The following is a 24,104-nucleotide window of genomic DNA, read 5'->3' as shown; positions in this document are numbered from 1 at the left end:
CTCCGTCACTTTGTATGGGCGGCAAAACCCGGTGGTGGCCACATCCGTGCGGCCTGGCGGCGAACCCGGCCACCAGGCAACCAGGCAACCGCTGAACAGGCCACATCGTTGAAACCGCGCCGGGATCACAAAAAAATCCTGACGAGACGCAACCGGAACATCCTTGGCTCGGGGAGTGGCGTGCGCCGTACTTGCGCCACGCCAGCGCGTGAGCCAGATGCTAACCGGAGGCTAACCGGGAACGAATGATACCTTGCGCAAAGGTCTTCCTGCTCAAAAAACGGCGTCCGTCGGCCAGCGGCGCAAGCCGTGACATCAGGGACCGAACCGGGGGCCAGCCTCCTCGTCTCGCTCAGTGCGACAGCAGCCGCACGTCCCGCAAGCAACCCAGCAATACCTCGAACGCCGGCCCTATCTGCTCCTCCGGTACGCACGCATACCCGAGCAACAGCCCCCGCTGCACCGCACCGCCCAGAAAATACCGCGACAGCGGCCGCACCAGGATGCCCCGGCGCCCGGCTTCGTCCGCAATGGCCACATCATCCGCGCTGTCCGGCAGGCAGAGTACCAAGTGCAAGCCGGCATTGCTGCCGTACCGGTGCAGCGCTTCGGGTCCCAGATAACGCTCGATCAATCCTGCCAGGATGGCGCGGCGGCGGCCGTACAGCAGCCGCATGCGGCGGATATGCGCGGCATAGTCGCCCGCCTGCATGAACTCGGCCACGGTGGCTTGCGTCATCAGGTGGCCGGCGCGGTACAGCTCGGAATGCGCGGTCTGGAAGGCGCCGGCCAGCGCGCGCGGCAAGACCATGTAGCCCATGCGCAGCCCGGGGAACAGCGTCTTGCTGAATGTGCCGATATAGATCACCGGCGCGTCCGGTTCCATGCCTTGCAGCGACGGGATTGGCTGGCCGGAGAAGCGGAACTCGCTGTCGTAGTCGTCCTCGACGATCCAGCTGCCCTGGCGCCGGGCGTATTCGAGCAGCGCGCGCCGCCGCGTCAGGCTCATGACGGCGCCGAGCGGATACTGGTGCGATGGCGTGACAAAGATAAAGCGCGGCGGCAGGCCCGCGTCCTTCCCCGCCGGTATCGTCAGCCCCTCCTCATCGACCGGGATCGGCATCATGTGGATGCCGTTCATCTGCAGCAAGCCGCGAATCCCCCAGTAGCTGGGTTCCTCCACCCAGGCGTGCTCGCCGGACATGCCAAGCATCCGGACCAGCAGGTCGATGCCCTGGTGAATGCCTTCAGTGATCAGCACCTGGGCGGCGTCGCATTGCACCGATCGCGCCACCCGCAAGTGCGCCGCCACGGCTTCACGCAAGGCGGGCAAGCCACCGCCATGGCAATAGCTGAGCCGCTCGGGCGGCGGATTGCGCCACAGGCGGGCAGCGATCTGCGCATAGCGCTGGTGCGGGAAACGCGTCACATCCGGCACGCCCGGCATGAAGGCGCCCCACTGCGATGGCGACGCCGAGGCATTGGCCAGCAGTTCCACGCCGCGCGGCGACAAGCCTGGCATGGCCCGGGCCTGCGCGCTGCTGGCATGGCTGGCCTTGGCATTGAGATAGGCCTCCGGCGCGGTGGCCGCCACGAAGGTGCCGCTGCCGGTACGGGCGTGCACATAGCCCTCGGCCAGCAACTGCTCGTACGCAAACATCACGGTATTTCTCGACATGCCCAGCTCGGATGCAAGGTCACGCGATGGCGGCAGACGGGTCTGGGGCCCCAGGCTGCCATCGAGGATGGCGCCGCGGATGCACTCGTAAAGACTGCGGTTCAACGGTTTTGCAAGGGCTGCGGGACCGTCCGGACCCAGGCGCTGAAGCAGCAGGTCGCCACAGATCGATCTCAATTGGCACCATCAGATATGTGAATGCGGTACTGGATTGTAGTGCCAAAGGAAGTTGAAATGCACTGCATCGCTGCGATCGCGATCGATCGACAGCCAGCGACAACCAGCGACCAACCGCGAAAACCGAGTCCGGCCGGCAAGCGCCGCCCAGGCCATATCAAGCACCACGGAGAGCCCATGAAGAACCTCGAACTGAATCAGCGCCGCGCCCTTGCCACCCCCCGCGGTGTCGGCGTGATGTGCGACTTCTATGCAGACCGCGCGGAAAACGCCACGCTCTGGGATGTGGAAGGCCGCCAGTACACCGACTTTGCCTGCGGCATTGCCGTGCTCAATACCGGTCACCGCCATCCGCGCGTGATGCAGGCAGTAATCGCGCAGCTCGAGCGCTTCACGCATACCGCGTACCAGATCGTGCCCTACGAGAGCTACGTGGCGCTGGCCGAGCGCATCAACACCCTGGTGCCGATCGATGGCCTGAAGAAGACCGCCCTGTTCACCACCGGCGCCGAGGCCGTGGAAAACGCGGTCAAGATCGCCCGCGCGCATACCGGGCGCCCTGGCGTCATTGCGTTCTCGGGCGGCTTTCATGGCCGCACCCTGCTTGGCATGGCACTGACCGGCAAGGTGGCGCCTTACAAGGTCGGGTTCGGGCCGTTCCCGTCCGACATCTATCACGCACCGTTCCCGTGCGAGCTGCATGGCGTGAGCACCGAGCAATCCATCCAGGCGCTGGAGTCGCTGTTCAAGACGGATATCGACCCGCAGCGCGTGGCGGCCATCATCATCGAGCCGGTCCAGGGCGAAGGCGGCTTCCACCCGGCGCCGGTGGACTTCATGCAAACGCTGCGCGCACTGTGCGACAAGCACGGCATCCTGCTGATCGCCGATGAGGTGCAGACCGGTTTCGGCCGCACCGGCAAGCTCTTTGCCATGTCGCACTACCCGGTGGCGCCCGACCTTATCACCATGGCCAAGAGCCTGGCGGGCGGCATGCCGCTGTCGGCCGTTTGCGGCCGCGCCAGCATCATGGACGCGCCGCTGCCCGGCGGCCTGGGTGGCACCTACGCCGGCAACCCGCTGGCGGTGGCCGCCGCCCACGCGGTGATCGAGACCATCGAGCAAGAGCGCCTTTGCGAGCGCGCCACCACGCTTGGCGAGCAACTGAAGGCCGCGTTGCAGGAAGCCAGCCAGACCTGCCCGGGCATCGCCGACATCCGCGGGCTTGGCTCCATGGTCGCGGTGGAGTTCCACGACCCGGCCACCGGGCAGCCCAGCGCTGAACTGGCCAAGCGGGTGCAGCTGCGCGCCATGGAGGCCGGGCTGATCCTGCTGACCTGCGGCACGTACGGCAACACCATCCGCTTTCTCTACCCCCTGACCATTCCGCAAGCCCAGTTCGACGCCGCACTGGTGGTGCTGACGAAGGTGCTGGCCGGCATCGCCGCATAAAGGCAGACACCATGGGAGACACCTTGACATTGCAACGACCCGAGCTGCTGCGCAGCGCCTGCCTGATCGATGGCGAATGGACCGGCGCCGCCAGCGGCGCCGTATTGGTGGTGCACAACCCGGCCACCCACGACGTCGTCGGCACCGTCCCGGGCTGCGGCGCCGCCGAAACCCGGCAAGCCGTGGAGGCCGCCGCGCGCGCGCTGCCGGCCTGGCGCGACCTGACCGGCAAGGCCCGCGCCGCGGTACTGCGCCGCTGGGCCGACCTGATGCTGGCGCACCAGGAAGACCTGGCGCAACTGATGACCGCCGAGCAAGGCAAGCCGCTGGCCGAAGCACGTGGCGAAGTCGCCTACGCGGCCTCCTTCCTCGAATGGTTCGGCGAAGAAGCCAAGCGGGTGGACGGCGACGTACTGTCCAGCCCGCGCGCCGGCCAGAAGATGCTGGTGCTGCGCCAGCCGGTGGGTGTGTGCGCGGCGATCACGCCGTGGAACTTCCCCGCCGCCATGATCACGCGCAAGGCCGGCCCGGCGCTGGCCGCGGGCTGCACCATGATCGTGAAGCCCGCCGAACAAACCCCGCTGACCGCGCTGGCGCTGGCCGCGCTGGCCGAAGAAGCCGGCGTGCCCCGTGGCGTGCTGCAGGTCGTCACCGGCGACCCGGTCCAGATCGGCGGCGTTTTGTGCGAGAGCCCGGTGGTGCGCAAGCTGAGTTTCACCGGCTCCACCGCCATCGGCAAACTGCTGATGGCGCAATGCGCCGGCACGGTCAAGAAGCTCTCGCTCGAACTCGGCGGCAATGCGCCGCTGATCGTGTTCGAGGACGCCGATCTCGACCGCGCCGTGGACGGCATCCTGGCTTCGAAATTCCGCAACAGCGGCCAGACCTGCGTCTGCGCCAACCGCATCTATGTGCACGACGCCGTGTACGACGAGATGGCCAGCCGGCTGGTGCGCGCGGTGAGCGCCCTGCGTCCCGGGCACGGCATCGACAGCGGCGTCACGCAAGGGCCGCTGATCGACGCCGACGCCGTCGCCAAGGTGGAAAGCCATATCGCCGATGCGCTCGCCCAAGGCGCACGGGTGCTGGCCGGCGGCAAGCGCCATGCGCTTGGCGGCACCTTCTTCGAGCCCACGGTGGTGGCTGACGTCACCGCTGCCATGCGCGTCGCGCGCGAGGAAACGTTCGGCCCGTTGGCACCGTTGTTCCGCTTCAAGGACGACCAGGAAGTCATCGCCATGGCCAACGACACCGAGTCCGGTCTTGCCGCTTACTTCTTCTCCAAAGACATGGCCCGTGTGTGGCGCGTGGCCGAGGCGCTGGAGTACGGCATGGTCGGCATCAATACGGGGCTGATCTCCAATGAGGTGGCACCGTTCGGCGGCGTCAAGCAATCCGGCCTCGGCCGCGAAGGCTCCAGCTACGGCATCGACGAGTACCTGGAGATGAAATACCTCTGCCTGGATCTCGGCTGATCTACGGGCGCGAGCAGCGCACAGGCCTGCGTGGACCGCCGGGAGGCGGTTCCATCAACTAATCCTGATTGGCTCTTATTTACGCACCGGATGTTCCTTATGCTAGCTAAACCCAATGAGCCGGACCTATTAACGCCATCAGGTCTTTCATTGCGTTAGCCATTCAACGAGGAGAAGGAAATGTCGAATACCGGTAGCGCCCTGCGTGAAGTCGATAGCCTGTTGGTGCCTGCCACCAATGCCACCCATGCCCCCGGCACGCCGGCCGCGGATGCGCCGGGCAAGGTGCAGGAACGCCTGAAGAAGGCAAAGAAGAAAATCGCCGATGTGCAATACGTCGTCGTGGAAAAGAGCCGCCACACGGCGCGCGTTGCGGACGACTATGTGCATGAAAGCCCGTGGACGGCCATCGGCGTGGCTGCCGCTGTCGGCGTGCTGATCGGCTGGCTGATCGACCGACGATAGATCCCCCGGCCAATCGCCAACGTATCCGCCCGGGCCGCCAACCACCGCGGCCCGGGCCCCCGCCTTACAGCATCCCGCAGTCGCTCGATTCAGCGGCCTTGCCCATCAGCATCAATTGCGGGTCCCGCACATGGCTGATAAAGGACCACAGCTCATCGACCAGCGGCTTCGGGCTGGCCGCCGAGCGGTACAGGCGGATATCGAGGCTGGTTGCCCACGAGGCCGGCCCCGCCACCACCAGCTTGCCCTCTTTCATCTCGTCGCTGACGCAGCTCTCCGGCAACCAGCCCACCCCGTGCCCGGCCACGACCATGGCCTTCAGGGCCTCCGACATATGGGTCTCGAAGCAGCGCTGCAGCCCGTAGGGCTCCGGCGCATTGAGCAGGATCATCTCGACCACGTTGCCAAGGAACGCCCCGGATGAATAGGCCATGAAGGGCAAGGGATTGGCGCTCGTGCCCGGCAGCCGGAAGATCGGCTGCCCGTGCTTGTCCGGCGCAGAGAACGGCAGGATCCGCTCGACGCCCAGCATCAGGAACGGGAAGCCGTTCGGGTCAAGCAGGATCGGCAGTTGCTGATGATGGTAGCCCAGCAGGATGTCGCAATCGTCATCCACCAGTTGCTGCACGCCCTCCGGCACGTTCACCGCATGCACGCAGGCGCTCAACGAGCCGAAACGCCCGTGCAGGTACTTGAGCCAGGACGGGAAGAAGGTAAAGACCAGGGTGTGCGCCACCGAGAAGCGGATGACCTTGTCGCTCTCGGCAAGGGGCTGGCGGCTGCTCAGCAGCGCGCGTGCGGCGTAAGCGTCACGCAACAGGTCGGCGGCCAGCCGGCGGAACAGCCAGCCTGCCGTGGTCAGCGTCGCCGGATGCACGCTGCGGTCAACCAGGCTGACGCCAAGCCACTCCTCAAGGGCCATGATGCGCCGGCTGAACGCCGACTGGGTGATATGCCGGTCGGCAGCCGCGCGCGAAAAACTGCGCGTTTCAGCCAAGCACAGGAAGTCTTCAAGCCACTTGGTTTCCATAATGGAATGTACTCAACATCAGGGGGGGACGCGCTGTCTATGGCACATCATACGGCAGCGCGGTGCTGCACAAATCGGTGGAAGCCCGATAGCACCATGCAAATTTTGCGCCACATTATTCCGAAATTGCAACATCCCTCCCCGGCCTCGCGCGGACAAGCGCAAGGCGCCGAGTACTCGACTGGTGCTCGCTCAGTGCTCGCTCAGTACTTCCAGAAGATCTTCTGCAGTTCCTTGGTGTCGTTGGTCTTGGTCAGTGCCAGCGCCATCAGGATGCGGGCCTTCTGCGGCAGCTGGTCGTCGGTCACCAGCCAGTCGTACTTGTCGTCCGGCTGCTCGGCGTTGCGGACCACCACGCCGCTGCCGGTGCGCGAGGCACGCACGATCTGCACGCCCTTGGCGCGGGCGGCCTTGAGCGGCTCGACCATGTAGTCGCCCACGCTGCCATTGCCGGTGGCGGCGTAGACGATCGCCTTGGCGCCGTTCTTCACCGCGGCATCGATGCTGGCCGGATTGACGTTGCCGTAGGCGTACACCACGGCCACTTCAGGCAGCTTGTCGATCTTGTCGATGTCCCATTCGGTTTGCAGGGTATGCGGGCGCGCCGGCAGGCGGTAGTACAGCGTGCGGCCCTCCACCACGTAGCCCAGCGGGCCAAACGGCGAGCGGAAGGTCTCGATCTTGAAGGTGTTGGACTTGGTGACGTCGCGCCCAGTGTGGATCTCGTCGTTCAGCACCGCCAGCGTGCCCTTGCCTCTGGACTCCGGGCTGGACGCCACCAGCACCGCGTCGTACAGGTTAAGCGCGCCGTCCGCGCCCAGCGCCGTGCCCGGACGCATCGATCCCACCACCACGACCGGCTTGTCGCTCTTGAGCGTGAGGTTGAGGAAGTAGGTGGTTTCCTCGATGGTGTCGGTGCCGTGGGTGATCACGATGCCGTCCACGTCCGGCTGCTTGAGCAGTTCCGAGACGCGCTTGCCAAGCTTGAGCAGGCGCTCGTTGTTGAAGCTCTCCGAGCCGATCTGGAAAACCTGCTCGCCCTTGACGTTGGCGATCTTGGAGATCTCCGGCACCGAGGCGATGATCTTGTCCACCGGCACCACGGCCGACTGGTAGGCGGCGGTATTGGTGGCGGCGGCGCCCGCGCCGGCAATGGTGCCACCGGTGCCGATGATCACGATATTGGCCTTGCGGGCTTCGCTGGCCTGTGTCGGCGCGCCGGCGGCAGGGGCGGAGGGAGCAAGCTGGGCATGGGCAACGCCGGTGGTCAGGCTGGCGGCAAGCAGCAAGGCGCTGAGGGTATTAAGACGTGCAAAACGCTTCATGGTGTTCTCCATGCGTTGGATATCAGGCGCTGGGTAAGTGCCCGCCAAATGGGGTGATGACAGGTGATGACAGGTGATGAGCGGGCGATGATACGGCAACCAAAAAGCGCCCGTATCCGTATAAGCCCTGATAGGGCGATGCAAAATTCGCGGCGAAGTATGCGGAAAAATCATCACCCCGCGAGGCCTGCGCCCGCCGCGCTCCAGCCGCTCCTGGCGCCTTGCCGATAGCGCCGGTGCCGCATGAGTATTTCGCGCCGCGCCATGAGAAATTCGCATCATGGTCGCTACCTGCCGGCGGATTACCTAGAGTCAACTCCTCCCTGATGACAATTTGCGAGGAGCAATGCAATGACCGCTGGCACCTTTAGAACCGAACATGACCTCCTGGGCGATCGCGAGGTCCCGGCCGATGCCTACTACGGTGTGCACACCCTGCGCGCGGTAGAGAACTTCCCGATCACCGGCACCCCCATCTCCATCTACCCTGAGCTCATCAGGGCCCTGGCGTACATCAAGCAGGCAGCCGCGCTGGCCAACCACGAACTGGGCCTGCTCGACGAGCCCCGCTGCGACGCCATCGTCGCCGCCTGCGCGGAACTGCTTGGCGGCAAGCTGCACGATCAGTTTGTCGTCGACGTGATCCAGGGCGGCGCCGGCACCTCGACCAACATGAACGCCAACGAGGTCATCGCCAACCGCGCGCTCGAACTGATGGGGCACAACAAGGGCGAGTACCAGTACCTGCACCCGAACGAGCAGGTCAACATTGGCCAGAGCACCAACGACGTCTACCCGTCCGCCCTCAAGATCGCCACCTGGTTCGGCATCCTGGGCCTGGTGGATGCCATGGGCGTGCTGCGGCGCGCCTTCGAGCGCAAGGCCGAAGAGTTCAGGCATGTCCTGAAGATGGGCCGCACCCAGTTGCAGGACGCCGTGCCCATGACGCTGGGCCAGGAGTTCAGCACCTACGCCGTGATGCTCGGCGAGGACGAGGAGCGGCTGCGCGAGGCCGCCCTGCTGATCTGCGAGATCAACATGGGCGCCACCGCCATCGGCACCGGCATCACCGCGCACCCGGACTACGCGCCGCTGATCCTCAAGCGGCTCAAGGAGATCACCGGCATTCCGCTGATGACCGCGCCGAACCTGATCGAGGCCACGCAGGATTGCGGCGCCTTTGTGCAGCTCTCCGGCGTGCTCAAGCGCGTGGCGGTCAAGCTCTCCAAGACCTGCAACGACCTGCGACTGCTGTCCAGCGGCCCGCGCGCCGGGCTGGGCGAGATCAACCTGCCGGCCATGCAGGCAGGGTCCAGCATCATGCCCGGCAAGGTGAATCCCGTCATCCCGGAGGTGGTCAACCAGATCGCGTTCGAGGTCATCGGCAACGACATCACGGTCAGCTTCGCGGCCGAAGCCGGCCAGCTGCAACTCAATGCCTTCGAGCCGATCATCGCGCACAGCCTGTTCAAGAGCGTGAGCCATCTGCGCAACGGCTGCCTGACGCTGGCCGAGCGCTGCGTCAACGGCATCACCGCCAACGAAGAGCGCCTGCGGGCCACGGTCGAGAACTCCATCGGCATCGTGACGGCCCTGAACCCGTACATCGGCTATGCCAACGCCACCGCCGTGGCGCAGGAGGCTCATGCCACCGGCGGCAGCGTGTACGAGATCGTGCTGCAAAAGGGCTTGCTGACCCGGGAGGAACTGGACCAGATCCTGCGCCCGGAAGTGCTGACGCAGCCAACCCCGCTGAGCCTGGCGCCCCGCGCACGCTGATCCGGGGGGCAAGGCGCGTCCGGCGCCAGGCACGGCGCCACCGGCCCCGCCCTGCCCCGATACCGACGGTCAGACCAGGATCTGGCCGCAACCCCTGGAGACAACGCATCATGAAGGCAAACAAGCTCACAACCCGGATCATGATCGCCATGGTCCTGGGCATCGTCACCGGCTACCTCTGCAACCGCTTCGTGCCCGATGCGGCAATGGCCAAGGAGATCGCCGGCTACTTCTCCATCGTCACCGACGTCTTCCTGCGGCTGATCAAGATGATCATCGCGCCGCTGGTGTTCGGCACGCTGGTGGCGGGCATCGCGGGCATGAAAGACGCCAGCGCCGTGGGCCGCATCGGCATCAAGGCGCTCGGCTGGTTCATCACCGCGTCGCTGATATCGCTGCTGCTCGGCATGTTCTTCGTGGACCTGCTGCAGCCCGGGCATGCACTGAACCTGCCACTGCCCGAAATCGGCACGGCCACCAACCTCAAGACCTCCACGCTGAACCTGAAGGACTTCATCACGCACGTCTTCCCCAAGAGCGTGTTCGAGGCGATGGCGCAGAACGAGATCCTGCAGATCCTGGTGTTCTCGCTGTTCTTTGGCTTTGCCATTGCGTCGTTCAAGGGCAAGGTGGGCCATCACCTGGTGGCGTCGATCGAGGAACTGGTGGCGATCATGCTGCGCGTCACCGACTTTGTGATGCGCTTCGCGCCGCTCGGCGTGTTTGCCGCCGTAGCCGCCGCCATCACGGTGCAGGGCATTGGCGTGCTGTTTACCTACGGCAAGTTCATCGGCGGCTTCTACCTGGGCTTGCTGGTGCTGTGGCTGGTGCTGACCGCGGCAGGCTACCTGTTCCTGGGTGGGCGGGTGTTCACGCTGCTCAAGCTGATCCGCGAGCCGACGATCCTGGCGTTCTCCACCGCCAGCAGCGAGGCGGCCTACCCCAAGACCATGGAGCAGATGGAGAAGTTCGGGGTGCCCAACAAGGTGACCGGCTTCGTGCTGCCGCTGGGCTACTCGTTCAACCTCGACGGCTCGATGATGTACCAGGCATTTGCCGCGCTGTTCATCGCCCAGGCCTACAACATCGAGATGAGCCTGACCCAGCAGATCACCATGCTGCTGGTGCTGATGGTCACCAGCAAAGGCATCGCCGGCGTGCCCCGTGCCTCCATCGTGGTAGTTGCGGCAACCCTGCCGATGTTCAACCTGCCGGAAGCTGGCCTGCTGCTGATCCTGGGCATCGACCAGTTCCTCGACATGGGCCGCACCGCCACCAACGTCATCGGCAACAGCATCGCCACGGCCGTCGTTGCCAAATGGGAAGGCGAGCTTGGCGCCACGCAGGACCCCGATACCGTGGCTGCCTTGGAGTCCGAGGACATTGCGCAAGCGCCGTCGCAACAACCCCGGGCCGGCTAGGCGCGGGTATTCCCTGACGGCCTCGCATGAAAACTCATAACGATGACCCCGCCTGAATATGGATTCCCGACCGGGCAGCCGGCCGGCCAGGGCGGGTTTCCTTTCCAATCAATGACTTGCACAACCCGCATGACTGCGTTTGCAGTGGCATGTCTCTTGCTGAACAGATCTGCCACTGCAGCACCCGACACAACCAAAACAGAACACGTGGAGACACTATGAGCGCACGAGAAGCGGGCGATCTCGATCCTATCGAGACCGCGGAATGGCTGGAGTCCTTGCAAGCGGTGACGCAACATCGCGGAGCCGAGCGCGCTAACCAGCTGGTCAATACGCTGGTGGACGAGGCGCGGCGCGATGGCCTCTATGTGCCGCGTTCCCTGACCACGGGCTACCGCAACACCATCGCCCCCAAGGACGAAGCGCAATCGACCGGCGACCGCGCCATCGAGCATCGCCTGCGCTCGATCATCCGCTGGAACGCCATGGCGATCATCCTGCGCGCCAACAAGGAATCGTCGGAGCTGGGTGGCCACATCGCCAGCTTCCAGTCGGCGGCCACGCTCTATGACATCGGCTTTGGCCACTTCTGGCACGCGCCCACCGACACCCACGGCGGCGACCTGCTCTACATCCAGGGCCACAGCGCGCCCGGCATCTATGCCCGCGCCTTTGTCGAAGGGCGGCTCACCGAGCAGCAGTTGCTGGGCTACCGGCAAGAGACCGGGGGCACCGGGCTGTCCTCCTACCCGCACCCCTGGCTGATGCCGGATTTCTGGCAGTTCCCCACCGTATCGATGGGCCTGGGGCCGCTGATGTCGATCTACCAGGCGCGCTTCCTCAAGTACCTGCAAGGCCGTGGCCTGGCGGACACGGCGGCGCGCAAGGTCTGGGCCTTCATGGGCGACGGCGAGATGGACGAGCCCGAATCGCTGGGCGCGATCTCGCTGGCCGGCCGCGAGCGGCTGGACAACCTGATCTTCGTCATCAACTGCAACCTGCAGCGGCTGGACGGCCCGGTGCGGGGCAACGGCAAGATCATCCAGGAGCTCGAATCGGTCTTCCGCGGCGCCGGCTGGAACGTGATCAAGGTGGTCTGGGGCGGCGGCTGGGACAAGCTGCTGGCCAAGGACAAGAGCGGCCTGCTGCTAAAGCGCATGGAGGAATGCGTCGACGGCGAATACCAGGATTTCAAGAGCAAGAGCGGCGCTTATGTGCGCGAGCACTTCTTTGGCAAATACGAGGAACTCAAGGCATTGGTCGCCGACATGAGCGATGACGAGATCTGGGGCCTCACGCGCGGCGGCCACGATCCCGAGAAGGTGTTTGCCGCCTACGCGGCGGCCGTGAAGCACACCGGCGAGCCGACGCTGATCCTGGCCAAGACGGTCAAGGGCTATGGCATGGGCGAATCCGGCGAAGGCCAGATGATCGCCCACCAGGCCAAGAAGATGACGCAGGACGCCCTGCGCGGCTTCCGCGACCGCTTCCAGATTCCGGTCAGCGACGAGCAACTGGCCGACGTGCCCTTTATCAAGCCGGCCGAGGACAGCCCGGAGATGCAGTACCTGCGCGCCCGGCGCGCGGCGCTGGGCGGCTACCTGCCGGCACGCCGCAGCAAGTCGACCTCGCTGGAGATCCCGCCGCTGTCCAACTTCCAGCGCCTGCTGGACAGCACCGGCGAGCGCGAGATCTCCACCACCATGGCCTTCGTGCAGATGCTGGGCACGCTGGTCAGGGACAAGGCCATTGGCAAGCACGTGGTGCCCATCGTGCCTGACGAATCGCGCACCTTCGGCATGGAAGGCATGTTCCGCCAGCTGGGCATATATTCGTCGGTCGGCCAGCTCTACAAGCCGCAGGATGCCGACCAGCTGATGTACTACCGCGAGTCCAAGGACGGCCAGGTGCTGCAGGAAGGGATCAACGAGGGCGGCGCGATGTCCAGCTGGATCGTGGCCGCGACCTCGTACAGCACGAGCAACGTGCCGATGATCCCGTTCTACATCTACTACTCGATGTTCGGGCTGCAGCGGGTGGGCGACCTGGCGTGGCTGGCGGGCGATATCCGCGCGCGCGGCTTCTTGCTGGGCGGCACCGCCGGGCGCACGACGCTCAACGGGGAAGGCTTGCAGCACGAGGACGGCCATAGCCACATCATCGCCGGCACCATCCCGAACTGTGTCTCCTACGACCCCACCTTCGCCTATGAAGTGGTGACCATCGTGCGCGAGGGCATGCGCCGCATGTACGAGCAGCAGGAGGATGTGTACTACTACATCACCCTGATGAACGAGAACTACACGCACCCGGGGCTGGCCGAAGCGGGCGCCGGCGCCAGCACCGAGGAAGGCATTCTCAAGGGCCTGTACCTGCTCAAGGACGGCGGCAAGGCCGGCAAGGGCGGGCTGCGCGTGCAGCTGATGGGCAGCGGCACCATCCTGCGCGAAGTGATTGCGGCGGCCGAGCTGCTGAAGGCGGACTTCAACGTCACCGCCGACATCTGGAGCGCCCCCAGCTACAACGAGCTGCGCCGCGACGGCATGGCCGCGCAGCGCTGGAACCTGCTGCACCCCACCGAGCCGCGCCGCAAGAGCTGGGTCGAGGCGAGCCTGGCAGGCCATGACGGCCCGGTGATCGCCTCCACCGACTATATGCGCAACTACGCCGACCAGGTGCGCGAATACGTGCACGCCGCCGGGCGCCGCTACGTGGTGCTCGGCACCGATGGCTTTGGCCGCAGTGACTACCGCGCCAAGCTGCGCAGCTTCTTCGAGGTGGACCGCTACCACGTGGCCGTGGCCGCGCTCAAGGCGCTGTGCGATGACGGCGCGATCAAGCCCGCGGTGGTGGCCGAGGCCATTGCCAGATATGGGGTGGATAGCGAGCGCGCAGCGCCGTGGACGGTCTGACAGGCGAAGGAATAAAGACAATGAACCAAGCCATTGAAATCAAGGTGCCCGACATCGGGGACTTCAAGGACGTGCCGGTGATCGAGCTATTCGTCAAGGTGGGAGACCTGGTCAAGGCCGAGGACCCGCTCGTCTCGCTGGAGTCGGACAAGGCCACCATGGAAGTGCCCGCGCCGCACGGCGGCGTGGTCAAGCAGATCCACGTCAAGCTGGGCGATGCCGTCAGCGAAGGCAGCGTGCTGATGCAGTTCGAGGGCAATGGGGCCGGCACTGCCGCCGCCGCGCCGGCGCAAGCCACCAAGCCCAGCGTGAGCGCGCCGCCCTCGCCGGTCAGCGCGCCCGCCGGGCTGGCCGAAGTGCGCATTCCCGACATCGGCGACTTCAAGGACATCCCGGTGATCGAGATCTTCGTCAAGGTCGGCGATACCGTGAAGGCGGAGGACGCGCTGCTGTCGCTGGAGTCCGACAAGGCCACCATGGACGTGCCGGCGCCGCTGGGCGGCGTGGTGCGGGAGATCCGCGTCAAGGTGGGCGACACCGTCAGCGAAGGCAGCATCATCATGGCGCTGGCCACCGGCGATGCGCCGGCGGCGACAGCGACGACAGCGGCGACGGCGCCGGGCGCCGCGCCCGCCGTGGCAGCCGCGCTTGCCGCCCCTGCCCCCGCCGCTGCCACCGCCGCATCCGGTGGCGTCGACGAAACCGCTTTTGCCCTTGCCTACGCCAGCCCGGCGGTGCGCAAGCTCGCCCGGGAGACCGGCGTGGACCTGGGCAAGGTGCGCGGCAGCGGCGAGCATGGCCGCATCCTGCGCGCCGACATAGAGGCGTTCGCCCGCCCGGGCGGCGCCGTGGCGCCTGCCGCCAGGCCCGCCGCCGCGCCCGCGGGTGGCGGCGCCGGCCTGGACCTGCTGCCGTGGCCCAAGGTCGACTTCGCCAAGTTCGGCCCGGTCGAGCGCAAGGAACTGAGCCGCATCAAGAAGATCTCGGGCGCCAACCTGCACCGCAACTGGGTGGTGATCCCGCACGTCACCACGCACGACGAAGCCGATATCACCGACCTCGAGCAATTCCGCGTGCAGATGAACAAGGAGCTGGAGAAGAGCGGCGTCAAGATCAGCATGCTGCCCTTCATGATGAAGGCGGCCGTGGCCACGCTCAAGGCATTCCCCGAGTTCAACGCGAGCCTGGACGGCGACACCCTGGTGCTCAAGCAGTACTACCACATCGGCTTTGCGGCCGACACGCCCAACGGCCTGATGGTGCCGGTAATCCGCGACGTCGACAAGAAGAGCATCCCCGATATCGCGCGGGAGATGGGCGAGCTGGCCAAGCTGGCGCGCGAGGGCAAGCTCAAGCCCGACCAGATGTCGGGCGGCACCTTCACCATCAGCTCGCTCGGCGGCATCGGCGGCATCAACTTCACCCCCATCATCAACGCGCCCGAAGTCGCGATCATGGGCGTATGCAAGAGCTTCTGGAAGCAGCACTCCAGCGACGGCAAGAACTGGGCTTCGCGCCTGACGCTGCCGCTGTCGTTGTCATGGGACCACCGTGTCATCGACGGCGCCGCGGCTGCCCGCTTCAATGTCCATTTTGCCAACCTGCTCGCCGATCTGCGGCGTGTGCTGTTCTGAGGGGCGCGCTGCAATGACCCAACGTGTCGAAGTCAAAGTGCCGGATATCGGCGATTTCAAGGATGTCACGGTGATCGAGGTCATGGTCAAGCCCGGCGAGACCATCGCCGTGGATACCAGCCTGATCGCGGTCGAGTCCGACAAGGCCTCGATGGAGATCCCTTCCACCCACGCCGGCGTAGTCAAGGAGATCACCGTCAAGGTCAACGATAAGGTGAGCGAGGGATCGGTGATCCTGGTGGTGGAGGCCGCCGCGGGCGCTGCAACCGTTGCCGCGCCCGCCGCGCCAGCGCCTGCGGCCCCATCGGCCCCATCGGCACCGCCCAAGCCAGCGCCAGCCGCCGCGCCCGTTCCCAACGCTGCCAGCTACACCGGCAAGGTGGACCAGGAATGCGAAATGCTGGTGCTGGGCGCCGGCCCCGGGGGCTATTCCGCCGCGTTCCGCAGCGCCGACCTGGGCATGAAGACTGTCCTGGTGGAGCGCTACGACACGCTTGGCGGTGTCTGCCTCAACGTGGGCTGCATCCCCTCGAAGGCGTTGCTGCACACGGCATCGGTCATGGATGAAGTGGCGACCCTGCCGGACCACGGCATCCGCTACGGCGCGCCCGAGATCGACCTGGACAAGCTGCGCGGCTTCAAGGACAGCGTCATCAAGAAGCTGACCGGCGGCCTGGCCGGCATGGCCAAGGCACGCAAGGTCGAGGTGGTGACCGGCGTCGGCAGCTTCCTCGACCCGTATCACCTGGAAGTGGTGGCGGCCGACGGCGGCAAGCGCGTGATCAAGTTTGCCAAGGCCATCATCGCGGCGGGCAGCCAGGCGGTGAAGCTGCCGTTCATGCCCGACGACGAGCGCGTGGTCGACTCCACCGGCGCGCTGCTGCTCAGGTCGATCCCCAAGCGCATGCTGGTGGTGGGCGGCGGCATCATCGGGCTGGAGATGGCCACGGTCTACTCCACGCTGGGCACGCGCATCGACGTGGTGGAGATGCTGGATGGCCTGATGCAGGGGGCGGACCGCGACCTGGTCAAGGTGTGGGAGAAGAAGAACGCGCACCGCTTCGACCACGTCATGCTCAAGACCAAGACGGTGGGGGCCAAGGCCACCGCGGCGGGCATCGAAGTCAGCTTCGAGGGCAAGGAGGCGCCGGCGCCGCAGGTCTACGACGCGGTGCTGGTGGCGGTGGGCCGCAGCCCCAACGGCAAGTCCATCGGCGCGGACAAAGCCGGCGTGGCCGTCACCGAGCGCGGCTTCATCGAGGTCGACAAGCAGATGCGGACCAACATCGCGCATATCCATGCGATCGGCGACATCATCGGCCAGCCAATGCTGGCGCACAAAGCGGTACATGAAGCGCATGTGGCCGCCGAGGCCGCGCACGGCGAGCCCGCCTTCTTCGACGCGCGGCAGATCCCGTCCGTTGCCTACACCGATCCCGAGGTGGCCTGGGCCGGCAAGACCGAAGACCAGTGCAAGGCCGAAGGCATCAAGTTCGGCAAGGCCGTGTTCCCGTGGGCCGCTTCGGGCCGGGCCATCGCCAACGGCCGCGACGAAGGCTTCACCAAGCTGCTCGTCGACGAAGCCACCCATCGCGTGATCGGCGGCGGCATCGTCGGCACGCATGCCGGCGACCTGATCAGCGAGATCTGCCTGGCCGTGGAGATGGGCTGCGAGCCCGCCGATATCGGCAAGACCATCCACCCGCACCCGACGCTGGGCGAATCGATCGGGATGGCGGCCGAGGTGTTTGAAGGGCATTGCACCGATTTGCCGCCTGTGAAGAAGAAATAAGAAGAAATAAGCGAGAGGCGCACGGCGCGGCATTTGCGCCGTGCGCTACGCCCAAGAGATCACAAGAACGTGTATCGCCGATCTGGCGCCCTGACCGAGCCACAGAGACAACCATGACCGAAAACCTTCGCGAAGCCGCACTCGACTACCACCGCTACCCCACGCCCGGCAAGATCTCCGTGACGCCGACCAAGGCAATGGCCACGCAGCGCGACCTCGCCCTCGCCTACTCGCCGGGCGTGGCCGATGCCTGCATGGAAATCGTGCGCGATCCGGCCGAGGCAATGAACCTCACGTCGCGCGCCAACCTGGTCGCCGTGATCACCAACGGCACCGCGGTGCTGGGCCTGGGCAATATCGGGCCGCTGGCGGGCAAGCCGGTGATGGAGGGCAAGGGCTGCCTGTTCAAGAAGTTCGCGGGCATCGATGTGTTCGACATCGAACTGGCGGAAGACGATCCGGACGCGCTGATCGACACCATTGCCCGCATGGAGCCGACCTTTGGCGGCATCAACCTGGAAGACATCAAGGCGCCCGAGTGCTTCTACATCGAGAAGAAGTTGCGCGAGCGCATGAAGATCCCGGTCTTTCATGACGACCAGCACGGCACGGCCATCGTGGCCGCCGCGGCCATCCTGAATGCGCTCAAGCACGTTGGCAAGGATATCGCCGAGGTCAAGCTGGTCGCATCCGGCGCCGGCGCCGCGGCACTGGCCTGCCTGGACCTGATCGTCAGCCTGGGCCTGCCGACCGGCAACGTGTTCGTCTCCGACAGCAACGGCGTGGTCTATCAGGGCCGCAAGGAGGCAATGGACCCGAACAAGGCGCGCTATGCGCAGGACACATCCGCGCGCACGCTGGCTGACATCATCGGCGGCGCGGACATCTTCCTGGGGCTGTCGGCCGGCGGCGTGCTCAAGCCGGACATGGTCAAGGTGATGGCGCGCGACCCGATCATCCTGGCCATGGCCAACCCCACGCCGGAGATCGCGCCGGAGGATGCGCTGGCGGTACGTCCCGATGCCATCCTGGGCACCGGGCGCTCGGACTATCCGAACCAGGTCAACAACGTCCTGTGCTTTCCGTTCATCTTCCGCGGTGCGCTGGACGTTGGCGCCACCACCATCAACGAGGAGATGAAGCTGGCCGCCGTGCGCGCCATCGCCGAACTGGCGCATGCGGAAATCCCCGAAGTGGTGGCCCAGGCCTACGGCGCGGTGGGCCTGCGCTTCGGCGCCGAATACCTGATTCCCAAGCCGTTCGACCCGCGCCTGATCGAAGCGGTGGCGCCCGCCGTGGCCAAGGCCGCGATGGACAGCGGCGTGGCCACGCGCCCGATCGCTGACATGGAGGCGTATCGCCAGCGCCTGGGCCAGTTCGTCTACCAGTCGCGCAGCGCCATGGGGCCGGTGTTTGCCGCCGCCAAACGCGCGCCCAAGCGGGTGATCTACGCTGAAGGCGAGGACGAGCGCGTGCTGCGCGCCGCCCAGGTGGTGATCGATGAGGGCATCGCGCGCCCGTTGCTGGTGGGCCGCCCCAATGCGATCGTCCAGCGTATCGCGCAGTTCGGCCTGCGCCTGCAGCCCGGCGTGGATTGCGAGTGCGTGGATCCACTGGACCCCGCCGTCTACAGCGACGCGGCCGAGGCGTACTACCAGCTGAGTTGCCGCGACGGCGTGTCGCGGGCGCTGGCACAGGCGGAGGTGCGCAGCCGCGGTACGCTGCTGGGCGCCATGCTGGTGCGCCAGGGCCGGGCCGATGCCATGCTGTGCGGCACCGTGGGCCGCTTCCAGGATCACCTTGGCTATGTGCGGGACACCATCGGCCTCAAGCCCGGCAGCGAGACGCTCGCCGTCATGCAGATGCTGATGCTGCCGGGCCGCCAGCTGTTTATCTGCGACACCCACGTCAACCTCGACCCGACGGCGCAGCAGATCGCCGACATCACGTTGCTGGCGGCCGAGGCGGTCAGGCGTTTCGGCATCACGCCTAGCGTGGCCCTGCTCTCCCACTCCAACTTCGGCGGCTCCACCGCGCCGGCCGCGGTGAAGATGCGCGAGGCGCTGGCGCTGGTGAAGGCGCGTGAGCCGTCGCTGGCCGTGGAAGGCGAGATGCGCGGCGATGCGGCGCTGTCCAAGCCCATCCTGGAGCACGAGTTCCCCGAATCCTGCCTGCCCACCGAAGCCAACGTGCTGGTGATGCCCAACGTGGATGCCGCCAACATCTCCTACAACCTGATGCGCATCGCCGCGGGCGGCGGCATCACGGTGGGCGGCATCCTGCTCGGCGCCGCGCGCCCGGTGCACATCCTGACGTCTTCATCGACGGTACGCCGCATCGTCAACATGAGCGCCGTGGCAACGGTCGACGCCAGCGCGCAGCGCGCCTCTGCCTGGGCAATCGACTGACCTGACCCGCGACGACGCCGGCGCCCACGCAACCCCAAAGAGGAGACACCCATGGACAATGACAATCACCCCAAGCCGTTGTACCGATCCCTGTACTTCCAGGTCATCACCGCGATCGTCATCGGTGTGATCCTCGGCCACTTCTACCCGCAGGCCGGCGAGGCGATGAAGCCGTTGGGCGATGGCTTCATCAAGCTGATCAAGATGATCATCGCGCCGATCATCTTCTGCACGGTCGTGGTCGGCATCGCCGGCATGGAGGACATGAAGAAGGTCGGCAAGACCGGCGGGCTGGCGCTGCTGTACTTCGAGGTGGTGAGCGCCGTTGCACTGGTGGTGGGTCTCGTGATCATCAACCTCGTCAAGCCCGGGGCGGGCATGAATGTCGACGTGAGCACGCTCGATACCAAGAGCATCGCCGCCTATACCGAGCCCGGCAAGATGCAGGGCACGGTGGATTTCCTGCTGCATGTGATCCCCAATACCGTGGTGGACGCCTTCGCCAAGGGTGAGATCCTGCAGGTGCTGCTGTTTGCCGTGATGTTTGGTTTCGCGCTGCACAAGTTCGGCGGGCGCGGCACGCTGGTGTTCGACTTCATCGAGAAATTCTCGCATGTGCTGTTCACCATCGTCGGCTACATCATGAAGGTGGCCCCCATCGGTGCGTTCGGGGCCATGGCGTTCACCATCGGGAAATATGGCGTGGGCTCGCTGCTGCAGCTTGGCCAGCTGATGGCAACGTTCTACGCGACCTGCCTGTTCTTCATCTTTGTCGTGCTTGGCGGCATCGCGCGCGCGCATGGGTTCTCGATCTGGAAGTTCATCAAGTACATCAAGGAGGAACTGCTGATCGTGCTGGGCACGTCGTCGTCCGAATCGGTGCTGCCGCGGATGATGGCCAAGCTGGAGAACCTGGGTGCGCGCAAGTCCGTCGTGGGGCTGGTGATTCCCACCGGCTACTCGTTCAACCTGGATGGCACGTCCATCTACCTGACCATGGCGGCTGTGTTTATCGCCCAGGCCACCAATACCGACATGAGCCTGATGCAGCAGCTGACGTTGCTGGCCGTGCTGCTGCTCACCTCCAAGGGCGCGGCCGGGGTCACCGGCAGCGGCTTCATCGTGCTGGCGGCCACGCTGTCGGCGGTGGGCCATGTGCCGGTGGCGGGCCTGGCCCTGATCCTGGGCATCGACCGCTTCATGTCGGAGGCGCGCGCGCTGACCAACCTGATCGGCAACGGCGTGGCCACGGTGGTGGTAGCGAAATGGACCGGCGACCTGGACGTGGCGCGCATGCACCGCCGGCTGGACAACGAATCGGACGCCGAGGCCGACGAGCCGGAGGCCGTGCTCGATCCGATGGTGGCGCGCATGCCGGCCTCCGGCACCACGCTGACCCGGTGACCGGCAGGCCGCGATGAAACCTTCCACCTATCGTCCCGACGCCAGCGTCAAGGCACCGCACCGCATCGTCATCGTCGGCGGCGGCGCTGGCGGGCTTGAGCTGGCCACCCGGCTGGGCAACACCCTTGGCCGGCGCCGGCAAGCCGAAGTCACCCTGATCGAGAAAACCCGCACCCACGTGTGGAAGCCCAAGCTGCACGAGATCGCCGCCGGCAGCATGGACATGAGCGCCCATGAAGTGGGCTATCTCGCGCAATCGCACTGGCACCACTTCCGCTACCGCGTCGGCGAGATGGTGGGACTGGACCGGGAGCGCCAGGAGGTGCTGGTGGCGCCCTATGTGGATGACGAAGGCACGCAGATCACGCCGCCGCGCACCTTTGGCTATGACACGCTGATTATCGCGGTGGGCAGCCAGAGCAACGACTTCGGCACCCCTGGCGTCTACGAGCACGCCATGCGGCTGGAGTCCGCGGCGGACGCGCTGCGCTTTCACTCGCGCATGGTCAATGCCTGCATCCGCGCGCATGCGCAGACCGCGCCCCTGCTGGCCCAGCAGCTGCACGTTGCCATCATCGGCGCCGGCGCCACCGGGGTGGAACTGGCGGCCGAGCTGCACCGCACCACCCGCGAGGTGGTGGCCTTCGGCCTGGACCGGGTCGACGCCGACAAGGACATCCGCGTCACGCTGATCGAAGCCGCGCCGCGCGTGCTGCCGGCGCTGCCGCCGCGCCTCTCAAGCGCCACGCAGGGCCTGCTGCGCAAGCTGGGCGTGGAAGTACTTACCGACGCCAAGGTGGCCGAGGTGCTGCCCGGCGGCGTGCTGCTGGGCGATGGCCGCCTGCTGCCGGCGGAACTGGTGGTATGGGCGGCGGGCGTGAAAGCACCCGACTTTCTCAAGGACCTGGCGGGCCTTGAAACCAACCGCATCAACCAGCTTGTGGTGCATCCCACGCTGCAGGCCAGCCGCGACGAGAACATCTTCGCGATCGGCGATTGCGCGGCGTGCGCGTGGCCCGAGGCCAATCAGGGCAAGGGCGGGTTCGTGCCGCCGCGCGCCCAGGCCGCGCACCAGCAGGCCTCGCACATGGTCAGGCAGGTCCGCGCCCGCATGGCGGGCAAGCCGCTGGCCGACTACCGCTACCGCGACTTCGGCTCGCTGGTGTCGCTGGGCGAGTTCAGCACCGTGGGCAACATGATGGGCGGCCTGATCGGCGGCAGCCTGATGGTGGAGGGACTGTTCGCCCGGATGATGTACCTGTCGCTCTACAAGATGCACGAACTGGCCTTGCACGGCTTTGCCAAGGTGGCGCTGGACACGCTGGCGCGCTCCATCGTCCGGCGCACCGAGCCACATGTGAAGCTGCACTGAACCCGGTGCCGCTGTCCTGCAAACACACACGCACACGCACAAGCAACCGCACAAATCCGGACCCCATGACCACGCCCACGCCCGACCCCTCCCGCTGGATTGCCGAGCTCTTCAGCGCGCAACAGACCATGCTGCGCGCGTTCGGCGCCGCTCCCGGCCAGGCACCGCAGGATGCCGACGGCACGCCCGCGCCGGTCTCCATGCTGGCGGCAGCGCGCGCGCTCGCCGCCTGGCCGGAACAGGCCCTCAGGCAAATGAGCGCGCTCTGGCCGGCGAGCGAGCCTGCCGGCACCGCGGACCGGCGCTTTGCCGCACAGGCCTGGCGCGATGACCCGCGCTTCGCGCTGGCGGTGCGCCACTACCAGAGCTACGCCACGCTGCTGCAAGGCGCGATCGAGCAAGCGCCGGCCGATGCGCAGACCAAAGGCCAGTGGCAGTTTGCGCTGCGCCAGGTGCTGGATGCGCTCAGCCCGGCCAACTGCCTGGCCACCAACCCCGAGGCGCTGCAACTAGCCGTGGACTCCGGCGGCGCCAGCCTGGTGGAAGGCATGCGCCTGTTCCTGCAGGACCTGGCCAAGGGGCGCGTGTCCATGACCGATGAGCAGCGCTTCGAGGTTGGCCGCAACGTGGCCACCACGCCGGGCGCCGTGGTGCATGAGAACGAGCTGATGCAGCTCATCCAGTACGCACCGGGCGCGGGCAAGGTCCATCAGCGCCCCCTGCTGATCGTGCCACCCTGCATCAACAAGTTCTACATCCTCGACCTGCAGCCCGAGAACTCCTTCGTCGCCCATGCGGTGGCGCAAGGACATACGGTCTTCCTGGTGTCCTGGCGCAACGTGGCGCAGGCGCAGGCGCACCTGACCTGGGACGACTATCTCGAGCAAGGCGTGCTGCGCGCCATCGACGTGGCGCAGGACATCACGGGCGCCGACCGCGTCAACACGCTGGGCTTCTGCGTGGGCGGCACGCTGCTGGCCTGCGCGCTGGCCGTGGCCGCCGCGCGCGCCGAGGACAAGGTTGCCAGCGTCACGCTGCTCACCACGATGCTGGATTTCCACGACACGGGCGAGATCGGGCTACTGGTCAACGAAGCCATGGTCGCCATGCACGAGGCCGCGATCGGCCGCGGCGGGCTGCTGCGCGGCCGCGAGCTGGCCCATGTGTTCGCGGCGCTGCGCGCCAACGACCTGATCTGGCCCTATGCCGTCAACAGCTACCTGAAGGGGAGCGCGCCGCCCGCGTTCGACCTGCTGTCCTGGAACTGCGACGACACCAACCTGCCCGGGCCGATGTACTGCTGGTACCTGCGCAACGCCTACCTGGAGAACCGTATGCGGGTGCCCGGCGGCACGGTGCAGTGCGGCGAGCCGGTGGACTTTGCCCAGGTCCAGGTGCCAGCCTTTCTCTATGCCTCGCATGACGACCATATCGTGCCGTGGGGCAGCGCCTATGCCACCACGCGCCTGCTGGGCGGGCCCACGACCTTTGTGCTGGGCGCCAGCGGCCATATCGCCGGCGTGATCAACCCGCCGGCCAAAGGCAAGCGCCATCACTGGACCGGGCCGCTCCAGAGCGATCCGCAACGCTGGCTCGACGGCGCCGAGCGCGCCGAAGGCAGCTGGTGGCCGGCCTGGACCCGCTGGCTGGCGCAGCACGCCGGCGCGCGCACCGCTGCGCGCCGGTCGCCCGGCAACGCCGCTTACCCCGTGATCGAGCCCGCACCCGGGCGTTACGTCAAGGCGAAGGCCAGCTAGCTACCAACCAGCCAGCCGCCCCG

15 protein-coding genes are annotated in these 24,104 nt (G+C 66.4%); 12 read left to right on the top strand and 3 right to left on the bottom strand.

Annotated elements, in window-relative coordinates; genetic code table 11:
- Positions 1-352: 352 nt before the first annotated feature.
- Positions 353-1,855, bottom strand: coding sequence for a MocR-like pyridoxine biosynthesis transcription factor PdxR (gene pdxR / locus AC07XB_RS23550; protein ID WP_492826813.1), 1,503 nt, complete (start codon positions 1,853-1,855; stop codon positions 353-355).
- Between the two features lie 177 nt (positions 1,856-2,032).
- Here pdxR and AC07XB_RS23545 point away from each other — a divergent pair, with 177 nt between their 5' ends.
- The 3 genes from AC07XB_RS23545 (at position 2,033) to AC07XB_RS23535 (ending at position 5,247) form a co-directional block, all read left to right on the top strand.
- Positions 2,033-3,307 carry a 4-aminobutyrate--2-oxoglutarate transaminase gene (locus tag AC07XB_RS23545; RefSeq protein WP_492826811.1) on the top strand — a complete coding sequence of 425 codons (1,275 nt, stop codon included), beginning with the start codon at positions 2,033-2,035 and terminating at the stop codon, positions 3,305-3,307.
- 11 nt (positions 3,308-3,318) lie between these two features.
- Positions 3,319-4,782, top strand: a complete 1,464-nt coding sequence (locus AC07XB_RS23540; protein WP_492374540.1) for an NAD-dependent succinate-semialdehyde dehydrogenase — start codon at positions 3,319-3,321, stop codon at positions 4,780-4,782.
- A gap of 180 nt (positions 4,783-4,962) precedes the next feature.
- On the top strand, positions 4,963-5,247 hold the full coding sequence (locus AC07XB_RS23535) for an ElaB/YgaM/YqjD family protein (RefSeq protein WP_492374539.1): 285 nt from the start codon (positions 4,963-4,965) through the stop codon (positions 5,245-5,247).
- A 64-nt stretch (positions 5,248-5,311) separates the two neighbouring features.
- Here AC07XB_RS23535 and AC07XB_RS23530 read toward each other — a convergent pair whose 3' ends face one another.
- Together AC07XB_RS23530 and AC07XB_RS23525 are read right to left on the bottom strand one after the other, a co-directional pair.
- On the bottom strand, positions 5,312-6,277 hold the full coding sequence (locus tag AC07XB_RS23530) for a LysR substrate-binding domain-containing protein (protein WP_492826809.1): 966 nt from the start codon (positions 6,275-6,277) through the stop codon (positions 5,312-5,314).
- A gap of 203 nt (positions 6,278-6,480) precedes the next feature.
- Positions 6,481-7,602, bottom strand: a complete 1,122-nt coding sequence (locus tag AC07XB_RS23525; RefSeq protein WP_492374537.1) for an asparaginase — start codon at positions 7,600-7,602, stop codon at positions 6,481-6,483.
- A gap of 351 nt (positions 7,603-7,953) precedes the next feature.
- Here AC07XB_RS23525 and aspA point away from each other — a divergent pair, with 351 nt between their 5' ends.
- From aspA to phaC, 9 genes are all read left to right on the top strand, one after another.
- A complete protein-coding gene (gene aspA / locus AC07XB_RS23520) occupies positions 7,954-9,381 on the top strand; it encodes an aspartate ammonia-lyase (RefSeq protein WP_492826807.1) in 1,428 nt (475 codons plus the stop codon).
- A 110-nt stretch (positions 9,382-9,491) separates the two neighbouring features.
- Positions 9,492-10,802, top strand: coding sequence for a dicarboxylate/amino acid:cation symporter (locus tag AC07XB_RS23515; RefSeq protein ID WP_492374535.1), 1,311 nt, complete (start codon positions 9,492-9,494; stop codon positions 10,800-10,802).
- Between the two features lie 218 nt (positions 10,803-11,020).
- Entirely contained in the window at positions 11,021-13,714 is a 2,694-nt protein-coding gene (aceE, locus tag AC07XB_RS23510; RefSeq protein ID WP_492826805.1) for a pyruvate dehydrogenase (acetyl-transferring), homodimeric type, read from the top strand.
- Between the two features lie 20 nt (positions 13,715-13,734).
- Positions 13,735-15,348 carry a dihydrolipoyllysine-residue acetyltransferase gene (gene aceF, locus AC07XB_RS23505; protein WP_493688081.1) on the top strand — a complete coding sequence of 538 codons (1,614 nt, stop codon included), beginning with the start codon at positions 13,735-13,737 and terminating at the stop codon, positions 15,346-15,348.
- 13 nt (positions 15,349-15,361) lie between these two features.
- Positions 15,362-17,140, top strand: a complete 1,779-nt coding sequence (lpdA, locus tag AC07XB_RS23500) for a dihydrolipoyl dehydrogenase (protein ID WP_492813245.1) — start codon at positions 15,362-15,364, stop codon at positions 17,138-17,140.
- 113 nt (positions 17,141-17,253) lie between these two features.
- On the top strand, positions 17,254-19,548 hold the full coding sequence (locus AC07XB_RS23495) for an NADP-dependent malic enzyme (RefSeq protein WP_492831508.1): 2,295 nt from the start codon (positions 17,254-17,256) through the stop codon (positions 19,546-19,548).
- A gap of 51 nt (positions 19,549-19,599) precedes the next feature.
- On the top strand, positions 19,600-20,952 hold the full coding sequence (locus tag AC07XB_RS23490; protein WP_477133986.1) for a dicarboxylate/amino acid:cation symporter: 1,353 nt from the start codon (positions 19,600-19,602) through the stop codon (positions 20,950-20,952).
- A 13-nt stretch (positions 20,953-20,965) separates the two neighbouring features.
- Positions 20,966-22,324, top strand: coding sequence for an NAD(P)/FAD-dependent oxidoreductase (locus AC07XB_RS23485; protein WP_416051927.1), 1,359 nt, complete (start codon positions 20,966-20,968; stop codon positions 22,322-22,324).
- A gap of 65 nt (positions 22,325-22,389) precedes the next feature.
- A complete protein-coding gene (gene phaC / locus AC07XB_RS23480; protein WP_492831507.1) occupies positions 22,390-24,081 on the top strand; it encodes a class I poly(R)-hydroxyalkanoic acid synthase in 1,692 nt (563 codons plus the stop codon).
- The last annotated feature ends 23 nt before the right edge of the window (positions 24,082-24,104 follow it).

Source organism: Cupriavidus sp. GW821-FHT02F09 (genome assembly GCF_059421605.1).
This window is presented reverse-complemented; position numbering and strand designations above follow the sequence as displayed.